The 12368-nt window shown below is 72.8% G+C and carries 14 protein-coding genes; 7 read left to right on the top strand and 7 right to left on the bottom strand.

Features of this window, described 5'->3' with window-relative positions; genetic code table 11:
* Positions 1–25: 25 nt before the first annotated feature.
* Positions 26–883: a mycothiol synthase gene (mshD, locus tag GFH29_RS18150; protein WP_153325154.1), complete on the bottom strand. Its 858-nt coding sequence runs from the start codon at positions 881–883 to the stop codon at positions 26–28.
* Between the two features lie 108 nt (positions 884–991).
* Between mshD and GFH29_RS18145 the strand changes: the two genes are divergently transcribed.
* On the top strand, positions 992–2380 hold the full coding sequence (locus GFH29_RS18145; RefSeq protein WP_153325153.1) for a polysaccharide biosynthesis tyrosine autokinase: 1389 nt from the start codon (positions 992–994) through the stop codon (positions 2378–2380).
* 22 nt (positions 2381–2402) lie between these two features.
* Here GFH29_RS18145 and GFH29_RS18140 read toward each other — a convergent pair whose 3' ends face one another.
* Positions 2403–3281, bottom strand: a complete 879-nt coding sequence (locus GFH29_RS18140) for a 3-keto-5-aminohexanoate cleavage protein (RefSeq protein ID WP_228387601.1) — start codon at positions 3279–3281, stop codon at positions 2403–2405.
* Between the two features lie 42 nt (positions 3282–3323).
* Between GFH29_RS18140 and dtd the strand changes: the two genes are divergently transcribed.
* Entirely contained in the window at positions 3324–3785 is a 462-nt protein-coding gene (gene dtd, locus GFH29_RS18135; RefSeq protein ID WP_153325152.1) for a D-aminoacyl-tRNA deacylase, read from the top strand.
* 12 nt (positions 3786–3797) lie between these two features.
* On the opposite strand, the gene GFH29_RS18130 is transcribed toward dtd, so the two are convergent.
* Complete coding sequence (locus GFH29_RS18130; RefSeq protein ID WP_153325151.1) at positions 3798–4160, bottom strand: DsrE family protein; 363 nt, start codon at positions 4158–4160, stop codon at positions 3798–3800.
* 496 nt (positions 4161–4656) lie between these two features.
* Here GFH29_RS18130 and GFH29_RS18125 point away from each other — a divergent pair, with 496 nt between their 5' ends.
* From GFH29_RS18125 to GFH29_RS18115, 3 genes are read left to right on the top strand one after another with little or no spacing between them, the layout of a single operon-like run.
* Positions 4657–5151, top strand: coding sequence for an FABP family protein (locus tag GFH29_RS18125; protein ID WP_153325150.1), 495 nt, complete (start codon positions 4657–4659; stop codon positions 5149–5151).
* The gene (locus GFH29_RS18120; protein ID WP_228387600.1) at positions 5144–5596 is read left to right on the top strand and encodes a Fur family transcriptional regulator; all 453 of its coding nucleotides are present in this window, start codon (positions 5144–5146) and stop codon (positions 5594–5596) included. The genes GFH29_RS18125 and GFH29_RS18120 overlap by 8 nt, the downstream gene beginning before the upstream one ends.
* Entirely contained in the window at positions 5593–6567 is a 975-nt protein-coding gene (locus GFH29_RS18115) for a YgfZ/GcvT domain-containing protein (protein WP_153325149.1), read from the top strand. The genes GFH29_RS18120 and GFH29_RS18115 overlap by 4 nt, the downstream gene beginning before the upstream one ends.
* A gap of 2 nt (positions 6568–6569) precedes the next feature.
* Here the strand turns inward: GFH29_RS18115 and GFH29_RS18110 are convergent, their stop codons facing one another.
* From GFH29_RS18110 to GFH29_RS18100, 3 genes are all read right to left on the bottom strand, one after another.
* Entirely contained in the window at positions 6570–6752 is a 183-nt protein-coding gene (locus GFH29_RS18110; protein ID WP_153325148.1) for a hypothetical protein, read from the bottom strand.
* A gap of 213 nt (positions 6753–6965) precedes the next feature.
* A complete protein-coding gene (locus tag GFH29_RS18105; RefSeq protein ID WP_153325147.1) occupies positions 6966–7130 on the bottom strand; it encodes a hypothetical protein in 165 nt (54 codons plus the stop codon).
* Between the two features lie 148 nt (positions 7131–7278).
* Entirely contained in the window at positions 7279–8016 is a 738-nt protein-coding gene (locus GFH29_RS18100) for a winged helix-turn-helix transcriptional regulator (protein WP_153325146.1), read from the bottom strand.
* A 106-nt stretch (positions 8017–8122) separates the two neighbouring features.
* Here GFH29_RS18100 and GFH29_RS18095 point away from each other — a divergent pair, with 106 nt between their 5' ends.
* Together GFH29_RS18095 and GFH29_RS18090 are read left to right on the top strand one after the other, a co-directional pair.
* Positions 8123–8398, top strand: a complete 276-nt coding sequence (locus tag GFH29_RS18095; RefSeq protein ID WP_194289563.1) for a MoaD/ThiS family protein — start codon at positions 8123–8125, stop codon at positions 8396–8398.
* A 145-nt stretch (positions 8399–8543) separates the two neighbouring features.
* Complete coding sequence (locus GFH29_RS18090; protein WP_153325145.1) at positions 8544–12026, top strand: Ig-like domain-containing protein; 3483 nt, start codon at positions 8544–8546, stop codon at positions 12024–12026.
* A 102-nt stretch (positions 12027–12128) separates the two neighbouring features.
* Here the strand turns inward: GFH29_RS18090 and GFH29_RS18085 are convergent, their stop codons facing one another.
* On the bottom strand, positions 12129–12332 hold the full coding sequence (locus GFH29_RS18085; RefSeq protein ID WP_153325144.1) for a hypothetical protein: 204 nt from the start codon (positions 12330–12332) through the stop codon (positions 12129–12131).
* Positions 12333–12368: the final 36 nt, after the last annotated feature.

The following is a 12368-nucleotide window of genomic DNA, read 5'->3' as shown; positions in this document are numbered from 1 at the left end:
GGAGCCCACTGCGCTCCGGCAGGGATCAGCTCCGCCGGTACTGCACGTGCGTGTCCACCTCGTCGTGGCGGAACCCCAGGCGCGAGTAGACGGCGATCGCGGGGGCGTTGTCGGACTCCACGTAGAGCAGCACCTCGCGCACGCCCGCGTCGGTGAGGTGGTGCAGGCCGGCCAGGGTGAGGAGCTTGCCGAGGCCGCGGCCCTGCGCGGCCGGGTCGATGCCGACCACGTAGACCTCGCCGAGCTCGGGGGAGTGCCGCTTGGTCCAGTGGAAGCCCAGCAGCCGGTCCGAACCGGTCTCGGTGGCGACCAGCAGCCCCGCGGGGTCGAACCACTCGGCGCTCATCCGCTCCGCGAGCTCCGCGGCGTCCATCGCGCCCTGCTCAGGGTGGGCGGCGAAGGCGGCGGCGTTGACCCGCACCACCTCGTCGGCGTCCTCCGGGCGATAGCCGCGCACCTCGATCCCGCTCGGGACCTCCAGCGCCGGCAACGGGTCGCTCGCGTCGCGGCGCATCACCCACAGGTCCCGCATCCGCTCGAAGCCGTACGCCGCGGCGAGCGCGGCCGCCCCGGGGTGGTTGCCGTGCGACCAGGCCAGCAGCGGCCCGCGCCCGCGGGCCTCTGGGGACGCCTCCGCGAGCACCGCCGACAGCAGCTCCCGGCCGACGCCGCGGCGCCGGGCGGAGGGCCGCACGACCAGGCTCAGCTCCTCGCCGACCAGCAGCGCGAAGCCGTCCTCGCGCTCCCAGGCGGCCACCCGCTCGGGGTGCCGCAGGGCGCGCCAGGTCGCCTCGTCCAGCGGTGCGGCACCGTCGGCCGCCTCGGCCTCGCGGGCGATCTCCTCGATGCTCATGGCGCTCAGCCTGTCATGGGCCCCTGTCATGAGCCCCGGTGTGGGATCGGTCCCACTGTGCGACGCCGGTCACGAGTGCCGGGTCACAGCCGTTAGGGTCATGGGGCCGATCCCCCTGTATTGACTTGGAGTGCCCGCGTGGAGTTGCGTGACTACCTGAGGCTGCTTCGGCGCCGCTGGCTGATGATCCTGTCCGTCACGGCGGTGGTGCTGGCGGCGGCGGCGACGCTGACCTTCACCGCGACCCCGCAGTACCAGTCCTCGGCGCAGCTCTTCATCTCCACCTCCACCCAGGACGGCGGCAGCGGTGACGCCTACCAGGGTGCCCTGTTCTCCAGCCAGCGGGTGACCTCCTACGCCCAGCAGGTCGACACCACCCAGCTGGCCGACTCGGTGATCGCCGACCTCGACCTCGACCTCACCGCCGCCGAGCTCAAGGACAAGGTCTCAGCTGACGTCGTTCCCGATACGGTCATGGTTCAAATCGCGGCCACCGACCCCGAGCCGGTGCTCGCCCAGGCGATCGCGCAGTCCTACGCCGAGCAGCTGTCCGCCTGGATCGAGGAGATCGAGACCGTCGGCGGCCGCACCCCGGTCCGGGCCAGCCTGTCGGACGCCGCGTCGCTGCCGAGCAACCCCTCCTCGCCGCAGCCGGTGCGCAACCTGGGCCTGGGCCTGGTGCTCGGCCTGCTGCTGGGCGTCGGGCTGGCGCTGCTGCGCGAGCTGCTCGACACCACCGTCAAGGACCCGGCCGAGGCCACCACGCTCACCACGGCGCCGATGCTCGGCTCGATCGCCTACGACGCCGCCGCGCGCGCCGAGCCGCTGATCACCTCGCTGCCCACGACGGCGCCGCGCGCCGAGGCGTTCCGGGTGATCCGCACCAACCTGCAGTTCCTCGAGGTCGACCACGCCGAGAAGGTCGTGGTCGTCACCTCCGCGCTGCCCAACGAGGGCAAGACCAGCACCTCGCTCAACCTGGCGCTGTCGCTGGCCCAGGCCGGCAAGAAGACGCTGCTGATCGAGGGCGACCTGCGCCGTCCCAAGGCCAGTGCCGCGCTCGGCCTCGACCACGCGGTCGGCGTCACCACCGTGCTGGTCGGCAAGGTCAGCCTCGAGGAAGCGATCCAGAAGCACCCGGGCACCGACCTGTCGGTGCTCAGCGCCGGCGCGATCCCGCCGAACCCCGCCGAGCTGCTCCAGTCGCAGGCGATGACCGAGCTGCTGGCCAAGATCCGCAGCGAGTTCGAGGTCGTGATCATCGACGCCCCGCCGCTGCTCCCGGTCACCGACGCCGCGCTGTTGGCCTCGCACGCCGACGGCGCCCTGCTCGTCGTGCGCTACGGCTCCACCACCCGTGATCAGCTCGCGCAGTCCGTCGAGCGGCTCGCCAGCGTGGACGCCAAGGCGCTCGGCCTGGTCATGAACATGGTGCCCTCGCGCCGCCGCGGCAGCAGCTATGGCTACGGGTACGGCTACGGCTACGCCCCCGAGGCCGCCGAGACCGGCAAGCGCAAGAAGGACTGACGCTCCGAGCGTGCGTCCCTGGTCAGCGGGGGCGCACGCCGAGCAGGGCGGCCGCCCCGCCGCCGTCCAGCGGCTCACGCTGGGCCAGGCGACCCAGCGCGACGGCCCGCTCCACGAGCTGGGCGTTGGACTCCACCGGTACGCCGGGGGCGAGCGAGAGCACGTCCTCCATGCCCACCCGCAGGTGTCCGCCCATCGACAGCGCGCCGAGCGCGACCGGCAGCGTGGAGCGCCCGACGCCGGTGGCCGACCAGCTGGTCACCTCCGCGGGGAGCATCCCGACCGCGGCGACCAGCGCGGGCGTGGTGCCCGGCATCCCGCCCGGCACGCCCATCACCAGGTCGCAGTGCACCCGCCCGCCGTACGGCAGGCCCTCGGTGTCGAGCAGCCGGCGCAGCGCGGCGACCTGGCCGAGGTCGAAGAGCTCGAATTCCGGCACCACCTCCCGCTCCTGGCTGAGCCGGTAGAGCTCGCGCACGAACGGCCACGGGTTGTGGAACACCTCGTCGCCGAAGTTCACCGTGCCCGTCGTCAGGCTGCACGAGTCCGGCGCCGCGTCGAGCACCCGCAGCCGGTCCTCGAGCGGGTCGTGCACCGAGCCGCCGGTGGAGAGCTGCACGACGAGGTCGGTGCTCTCGCGCAGCGCCGCGACGGTCTCGATGAGCCGGCCCAGGTCGAGGGTGGGGCGGTGCTCGGCGTCGCGGATGTGCACGTGCACCATCCCCGCGCCGGCCGCCTCGCACGCCACTGCGGTGGCGACCAGCTCCTCCAGGGTGGTCGGCAGCGCGGGGCAGTCCGCCTTCGCGGTCTCGGCGCCGGTGGGCGCCACGGTGACGAGCAGGGCGTTGCGGGGGAGGGCGGGCATATCGGCGGTGTCGGTGGTCTCGCGGTCCTCGGCCATCCCGGCATGCTGCCAGAGGGCGCGGTGCGGGACCATGCACCTGTGCGAGCGGTGATCCAGCGTGTCCTGCGGGCGAGCGTCCGGGTGGTCGAGGACGAGAGCGTCGACCCGGTCGGCGAGGTGGTCGGCGAGCTCGCCGGGCCGGGGCTGCTGGTCTATCTCGGCGTCACCCACGACGACGACGCGCGCGACGTCGCCTGGACCGCGCGCAAGGTCTGGGACCTCCGCCTGCTCCGCGAGGAGCGCTCCGCCTCCGACATCGGGGCGCCGATCCTGGTCGTCAGCCAGTTCACGCTCTACGGCGACGCCCGCAAGGGGCGCCGGCCCACCTGGCAGGCGGCCGCGCCGGGCCCGGTCAGCGAACCGTTGTACGACGCGTTCTGCGCCGAGCTTGAGCGCCTCGGCGCCCACGTCGAGCGCGGTGTCTTCGGCGCCGACATGCGGGTCGAGTCGGCCAACGACGGCCCGATCACGCTGGTGCTGGACAGCCCCCGGCCGCAGTAGGCGCGGGAAACGTCAGTAGACGAGCGCCTGCACCCCGTCGCGCAGCGCCTCCTCGGCGAACACCACGGCCCCCGCGATCCGCACCCCGTCGGCCACGTCGGCCGCAGTGATCCCCCGCCGGGTGGCGCACTGGGTGCACACGGTCACCGACCCGCCGCCCAGCACCACCTCGAGCAGCGTCGCCACCGGCGTCGCGTGCTCGAGCCCCAGGTCGAGCCCTCGCCCCGGCACCGCCGCCCACACCGCCTCGCCGGTGAGCCACAGCGACACCTCCGCGCCCGCTGCGACCGCTGCACTGGCGACGGTGAAGGCCTGGTTGGCCCGCTCGGGGTCGTCGGTGCCGCAGGTGACCTTGACGAGGAAGGGGCGAGACACACTGCGATGTTAGTGATCCGGCGTGCTGCTCGTCCCTCGGGGCCTGTGAAGAGGGCTACCCGGCGCGGGATACCCAATTCTGGCTACTGGCGTGACGGCTATCACGTAGTGATCGCTTTGGGGTGTGGAGTGCCTCATGGTCACTGACGAGCTTTCTTGCCCGGACTGTGGGCATGTGGAGGTGCTAGGTCCTGGCTCCGTCTCCAGGCGCGCGGCGCGGAGTCAGCGCAAACGCGGCTGCCCTGCCCAAATCGACCCGATCTTCGATTTCTACAGCACTGACTGTGGATGTCGGTCGTCCTGGCATTGGCGACGCGATAGTCCCGGCAAGCGGCAGGTCGCTTTGGTTGGCGCACCCAGGCGGTCGGTCGTCACAGGACGAGTGACGCGAGGAATCTCAAAGGGCGCCGCCTGACGGGCAAAGCGCCAGCGCCCAACGGGCACGCCAGCGGATGACGCATCCCGCTGCGCGACGGACCTCCCTAGACTGGACCCCATGCCCTTCGAGATCCCCCAGAACCTCCACCCCGACTGCGCCCCGATCGCGTGGCTGCTCGGCACCTGGCGGGGTAACGGGCACGGCGACTACCCCTCGATCGAGAAGTTCCAGTTCGGCCAGGAGCTGATCTTCACCCACGACGGGCGCCCGTTCTTCCACTACATGTCGCGCTCCTGGATCATCGACGAGAACGGCGAGAAGGTCCGCGACGCCGCCCTGGAGAGCGGCTTCCTGCGCGCCCAGCCCGGCGGCAAGGTCGAGTTCGTGCTCAGCCACAACACCGGCATCTCCGAGATCTGGTACGGCCAGGCCGAGGGCGGCAAGCTCGAGCTGCACACCGCCGGCGTTGCCTTCACCGAGACCGCCAAGGAGGTCACCGCCGGGCACCGCCTCTACGGCAACGTCGAGGGCGACCTGCTCTACGCCTACGACATGGCGGCCACCGGCCACGAGCTCCAGCCCCACCTGTGGGCGCGGCTCAAGCGTGCGTGAGGACGACGGCGCCGTGACCGAGGAGCTGCGCGACCGGCTGCGCGGGAAGGGCTACCGGCTCACCCCGCAGCGCGAGCTGATCCTGCGCGCGGTGGAGAAGTTGCGCCACGCCACCCCCGACGACGTGTACGCCGAGGTGCAGGCCTCCTCGAGTGCGGTGAACCGGTCCACGGTCTACCGCACCCTGGAGGTGCTCGAGGAGCTCGGTCTGGTGCGCCACGCGCACATCACCGACCGCGCCCCGACCTACCACGCGGTCGGTGACCACGAGCACTTCCACCTGGTCTGCCGGAATTGCCAGGGCGTCACCTCCGTTGACCCCCACGTGATCGCCCCCGCGATCGAGGCGCTGCGCACCAGCCACGGCTTCGCGCCCGACGTGGGCCACCTGACCGTCTTCGGCACCTGCGCCGCCTGCCAGTCCACCTCGGAGGACACCCCGTGACCAGCCCCCGCCCCGCCAGCCCGCTGCTCGCCCTGCCCGGCGCGGTCGCCGGCAACGGCCCCGACGCCCCGGTCGCCGCCCACTACGGCAGCTTCTACGGCGAGCAGCGCACCCTCGAGGCCGGCGAGGGGTTCGTCGACCTCTCCCACCGCGACGTGATCCGCATCAGCGGCCCCGACCGGCTGACCTGGCTGCACTCGCTGACCACCCAGTTCCTCGACGGCCTGGCCCCGGGTCGGTGGACCGGCGCGCTGATCCTCAGCCCCCAGGGCCACATCGAGCACGGCTTCGTCGGCGTCGACGACGGCGAGGCGTTCACCGCCCACACCGAGCCCGGCGCCGGCGCCGCCCTGGCCGGATTCCTGGACCGGATGCGGTTCATGATGCGCGTCGAGGTCACCGACGTCAGCGACGAGCTCGCCGTCACCTGGCGCCCGAGCCGCGCCGGCGACGACGCCGGCTGGTACGACGCCTACGAGCTCGTCCCGCGCGAACAGCTCGCGGCGTACGCCGAGGCGGCCGGGCCGGCCGCCGGCACCTGGGCCTTCGAGGCGCTGCGGATCGCGCGCGGTGAGCCCCGGGTCGGCGTCGACACCGACGCCCGCACGATCCCCAACGAGGTCGGCCTGATCGGGCCCGCGGTGCACCTGGAGAAGGGCTGCTACCGCGGCCAGGAGACGGTGGCCCGGGTGCACACCTTGGGCCGCCCGCCCCGGCGCCTGACGCTGCTGCACCTCGACGGGTCCGAGAACGTGCTCCCCGAGGCCGGTGCCGACCTCACCAACGCCGACGGCAAGGTCGTCGGTCGGGTCGGCAGCTCCGCGCGCCACCACGAGCTCGGTCCGATCGCGCTGGCACTGGTCAAGCGCAACGTGCCGCTCGACGCCCAGCTGCTCGCCGGCGGCCTGGCCGCCGCGCAGGAGGTCATCGTCGACCCCGAGGTGGGCCTGCACGTCCGCCCGTTGCGCTGAGGTCAAGCAGGGTCACTCGGGGGCGTCGAGCGGATCCGGTCGAGCGCGTCCTCGAGGTCGGCGCGGTGCGGGATCCAGCCCCGCGCCAGCTCAGTGGCGAACATCTCGGTGAGCGCCGCGAGCTCCTCGGTGGTGACCAGCCGCTCGAGGGTGAACGGCAGCGGAGTGCTGTGGGTCAGCGCCATGGGTCCCTCCCCGGGTCCAGCCGCCAAGACGCCCCGCCTGGCGTACAGGCGGGGCGTCGCTCACGTCGCTACCTCAGAAGGCCCTCCAGCGACGTGAGGGTGCGGCGGTCCTAGTAGACCTCGGCCCTGTGAGGCGCGTCATACTCCAATTTGGGTATATCGCGCGGGCCGATCACGCCGTCACGGCGCCGGCGGCGCGACACGTGCGCGAGCTCAGACGGTCGTCATCGCCCGGTAGACGAGCACCGCGGTGATCACCAGGAGCACCGACAGTGCAGTCAGCTGCGCGGTACGGACGGCCTGGTGCTGGAAGTCCGGGCGCTGGCGGAGTCGACGCCAGCGGCGCCGCAGCGTCATCCGGGTGCGCAGGTCGTTCATGGTCTCCCTCGGGCTCGGTGACGTAGCTGGGCGGGAGTCGCATGTTCCCCACGGCAACGACACCTTCTGGACAGACGATAGGAAGTCCTGCGACGGCAGGGCCGGTGATTGCGGATCTGGCGTGCGATCGTCCGCCCTGGTCCAGATGTCAGACGGTCTGGTCGACCGCCTCGGCCGGCACCTCGGTGTCCGCCGGCTCCTTCTCCTTCGAGGGCAGCACGAAGCGGTAGCCGACGTTGCGCACGGTGCCGATCAGCGTCTCGTTCTCGGGGCCGAGCTTGGCGCGCAGCCGCCGCACGTGGACGTCGACGGTGCGGGTGCCACCGAAGTAGTCATAGCCCCACACCTCCTGCAGCAGCTGCTGGCGGCTGAAGACGCGCCCGGGGTGCTGGGCGAGGAACTTCAGCAGCTCGAACTCCTTGAAGGTCAGGTCCAGCGCTCGCCCGCCGATCTTCGCGGTGTACGTCGCGTCGTCGACCACCACTTCACCGGAGCGGATCACGTGGGCGTCGGGGTCGGCGGCCTCGCGGCGGGCGGCGAGCCGGCCGATGGCGAGCTTGATCCGCGCCTCGAGCTCGGCCGGCCCACAGGTGTGCAGCACCACATCGTCCATGCCCCAGTCGTGGGCGACCACCGAGAGCCCGCCCTCGGTGGCGATCAGCAGCACCGGGACGTCGGTGCCGGTGGTGCGGATCAGTCGGCACAGGTCGCGGGCCTGGGCGAGGTCCTGGCGCCCGTCGACCAGCAGCAGGTCGGAGTCGGGCGCCTCGAGCAGCGCGCTTCCTTCCGCAGGCAGGATCTTCACCTGGTGGGGGAGCAGTGAGAGGCCGGGCAGCACGCCGGAGGACGGCTGCAGGGCGCTGGTGAGGAGCAGGAGTGTGCTCACAGTGGTCTCCTCCCGAAGGGGCGGGGACCGAAACGCAACGCTGGGCTCCGGCCTGTTAACCGGGGAGTTTAGGTAACGTCACATACATGGTGGAAGGTCCCCGCTCGTGAATGAGACGCAGGTCATCCGGATCCGTTACTGGGCGGCGGCGCGCGCGGCCGCCGGTGTGGCCGAGGAGGAGCTCCGCGTCGAGGGCCCGGTCCGCCTCGGCGAGGTGGTCCGCGAGCTGGTCTCCCGCCACGAGAACAGCCGGCTGCGCGACGTCATCGCCTCCTGCTCGGTGCTGCTCGGCGAGCAGCCGGTGGGCAGCCGCGACCCCGACGACGTGGTGGTCGCGCCCGGTACCTCGGTGGAGTTCCTGCCGCCGTTCGCTGGCGGGTGACCTGCGTCTCGGGGCTCCCGCGGGGCGTCACCGAGTCGAAACAATCGGAAACATTCCAGGACGTCGGCGTTCCTAGGGTGCGGGCTCCCGCATCCCTCCGCCGCCGTTCAGGCGCCCGGTGGAGGCAGTCCTCGAGGAGTGCCCCTTGCACAACTACCTGCGCCGACGCGCAGCCGCCGGCCTGTCCGTCGCGCTGCTCGCCGGTTCCCTGGCCGGCATGGCCCTGGCCCCGGCCGCCTCCGCGGCCGAACCCGTCCTCGCCTCCGGATCCGACTGGAACGTGGTCTCCGCCCCCGGCGGCTACCGGGTCACCGTCGAGCTCGACGAGCCGCTGCCGATGCGCTCGGACGCCCCGACCATCGTCGTGGACGGCCAGCCGGTCGGCACCGCGGTCGAGTCCGCCGACGGGCTGTCGCTGACCGCGTTCACCGCCGACCCGGCCGTCGCCGACGCCGAGCGCGCCGAGGCCGGCTGGAGCAGCCAGTCCGCGCCCGGTGCCACCGCACCGGACCGCGCGATCGAGGTGCCCGACGCCCCCGCCGCGGAGGAGATCTCCGTCGACCCCGCCGCCCACGGCGACTACGCCTGGACCGAGTCGATCTACAAGTTCGGCGACCAGGCCATCGACCTGGCCGCGATCGGCGGCGTCCGCGGCGAGCTCGAGGGCAAGGTCTACCTGCCCACCAGCGGCGGCGCCCGCCCGACCGTGCTGCTGCTGCACGGGCGGCACACCTCCTGCTACGGCACCGGCCCGACGCACAGCAACCGCTGGCCGTGCGCCACCTCCCCGGACAACGAGCTGCGGATGTCGATCCCCAGCTACGCCGGCTACGACGGCACCGCGCAGGCCCTGGCCAGCCACGGGTACGCCGTGGTGTCGATCTCGGCCAACGCGATCAACTCCAACGACAACCAGCTCGCCGCCGACCGCGGCGCCGTCGCCCGCGGCCAGCTGCTCCTCGACACCCTCGAGATGCTGCGCAAGGCCAACGCCGGCGAGCAGGTCGCCTTCCACGACGCGTGGACCGACCGCACCCTGACCCTCGACGAGGCGCTCGTCGAGGGCGCGCGCTCCTATGAGCTGCGCCGCGAGGGCTTCGTCAACGGCGCCCCCGACCTCGACCCGGTCAGCGCCGCCGACCTCGTCGGCCGCTTCGACCTCAGCACCATCGGCATGATGGGCCACTCCCGCGGCGGCGAGGGCGTCACCGCCGCCGCCACCCTCAACCAGGGCCTCGACAAGCCGTGGGCGATCGAGTCGATCCTGCCGCTCGCGCCGGTCGACTTCGGCCGGATGACGGTCCCCAACGTCCCGATGAACGTCGTCCTGCCCTACTGCGACGGCGACGTCTCCAACCAGCAGGGCCAGCACATGCTCGACGACTCGCGCTACGCCTTCGGCGACGACGTGCTGCGCTCCGGCACCTGGGTGATGGGCGCCAACCACAACTTCTTCAACACCGCCTGGACCCCCGGCGAGTACAAGTACAGCGTCAGCGACGACTGGAGCGGGACCAACCCGACCAGCGCGCGGGCGACCGAGCCGGTCTGCGGCACCGCGGCCAGCACGGCCGACACCTCGATCCGCCTGTCGCCCTCCGAGCAGTACGAGCTCGGCAACGCCTACATGACCGCCTGGTTCCGCGCCACCCTCGGCGGCGAGAAGCGCTTCCTGCCGCTCTTCGACGGCTCCGGCACCGTGCCGGCCTCCCTCGACGGCGCCGACGTCCGCACGGTGGCGACCGCCCCGAGCTCGGCGCGATCGACGATCACCTCGTTCGAGAAGACCTCCTCGCTGGTCCGCACCGTCGGCAGCGCCACCGCCGCCCCCTGCGCCAGCATGGGCGCGCGCACCACGGTGCAGCCCCTGGCCGCGTGCAGCACGACGCTGGCCTCGGCCCAGCTGCCGCACTGGACGCCGGCCACCAATGGCGGCAACGTCCCGGCCACGCCGCTGACCCGGCTGAGCTGGACCGGCGCGGACGGCGAGCTGCGCGTCAGCGTCCCGGCCGGGCGCCGGGACGCCCGCGACTTCGACCGGCTCTCGGTCAAGCTGGCCGCCGACGAGAGCGTCGAGACCGCCACCGACCTGGTGCTCTCCGTCGTGGACGGGGCGGGCACGACCTTCAGCGCCCCGGTCTCCGAGCTCAACCCCTACGCCCTGGTGCGGATGCCGACCTCCACCAGCAGCGCCGCCACCGCGACGCTGAAGAAGATCGTGCTCCAGCAGGTCAACGTCGCCACCGCCGACCTCGCGGCCGCCGGACTCAACGTCGCCAACATCCGCGAGGTCCGCTTCGCCGCCGCCCCCGGCGCCGAGCAGGGCGCGGCCTACCTCTCCGACCTTGCCTTCGAGAGCTCCGCCGTGGGCACGCCCACGGTGAAGCGCGAGCCGGTGCTCAACGTCTTCGCCCCCGGCGTGGACGAGGGCAACGCCCCCGGCACCTACGACCTCGCCGTGCACCTCGACGCCCCGGCGTCGGTCCCGGTCACGGGCTACGTCTCGCTGCTCGGCTCGGCCACCAGCCGCGCCGCCGCCGCCATGGAGAAGGTCACCTTCGCCCCCGGCGAGACCTGCCAGGTCGTCACCGCGCCGCTGCCCGGCGACGCCACCGCCAGCAGCACCAACGGCACCTCGGTGACCGCCAGCGTCATCAACACCAGCAACGCGGTGATGGGCCACGACGCGATCGTCTTCACCACCATCCGTGAGGACGACGGGGTCACCGGCGACGCCACCGAGCTCCCGGCGTACGGCGAGCCCGGCGACGTCTGCGCCGAGCTGGCCGCGGTCCGGGCCGGCGGCACCGTCACCACCCCCGAGACGGTCACCGCGGGCACCGAGGTGGAGCTGTCCGCCGGTGGGTTCCGCGCCGGCGAGGCCGTCACCTTCACCGCCCCCGGCCTGGAGTCGGTGACCGTCGTCGCCGACGCCACCGGCACCGCCACCGCCACGGGCAGCGTCGCGCTGCCCGCGGACCACACCGCCCGCTCCGTCCCGGTGACCGCCACCGGTGCGGGCACCGGCCGCACCGCCACCGGCGAGCTCGTCCTCGCCAAGCGCGCCTCGACGATCTCGGTCGAGCTCGACGCCGCGCGCAACGTGTTCGGCACCGCCGGCACCGTCACCGCCCGCGTCGCCGAGACCTCCGGTGAGGTCGAGTTCGGCTACGGCGACACCACGGTCGCCGTCCCGGTAGACGCCGAGGGCGTCGCCACGCACGTCCTCCCGGCGTCGCTCGCGGCCGGTCGCTACACGATCACCGCGCGCTACCTCGGCACCGACGAGGCGGCGGCCGCCGAGGCGACCGCGTCGTACCGCGTCACCAAGAAGGCGACCAGCACCTCGGTCACGGTGAGCAAGAGCGTCCGCAAGGGCAAGAAGCTCGCGGTGCGGGTGCGCATCGGCGGCGCCGTCGCCGACACCGCGATCACCGGCAAGGTCCGGATCAAGGTCACCGGCGCGCTGACCACGACCCGCACGGCCCAGGTCGGCCCGAAGGGTGCGGTCACCTTCACCCTCACCGCGCCCCGCAAGGGCAAGAAGCTGACCGTCGTCGCGTCCCACCTCGGTGGCGGCAGCTACGCCGGGAGCAAGGCTCCGGCCGCCACGGTCACGCTGCGCTGAGCGCAGGCTGACCCAGCGGGGTGAGGAGCCCCGTGAGACACACCCGCGAGGGCGGGGGACCATCAGGTCCCTCGCCCTCGGCGGCGTTCTCGCCGCGGTGCCTCAGCGGGGTCGGCCGAGCGCGACGCAGGCGGCGACCCCGAGGCCCCAGAACGCAAAGACCGGCAGGTCGCCGACGTTGATCCCATGCCCGTGGGCGACGGGAAGGATCGTCCGTCCCGACCACGGCCCGTGGCCGGCGATCAGCAGCACGGCGAGAGCGGTGAGGCAGAGCGCGGCGACGAAGGCGAGGGTCATCCGCAGCACTCCGCCATCGTAGGGCGCACGGCACGGAATGGGCGG

This window comes from Nocardioides sp. dk884 (assembly GCF_009557055.1).
Lineage (GTDB): Bacteria > Actinomycetota > Actinomycetes > Propionibacteriales > Nocardioidaceae > Nocardioides.
This window is presented reverse-complemented; position numbering and strand designations above follow the sequence as displayed.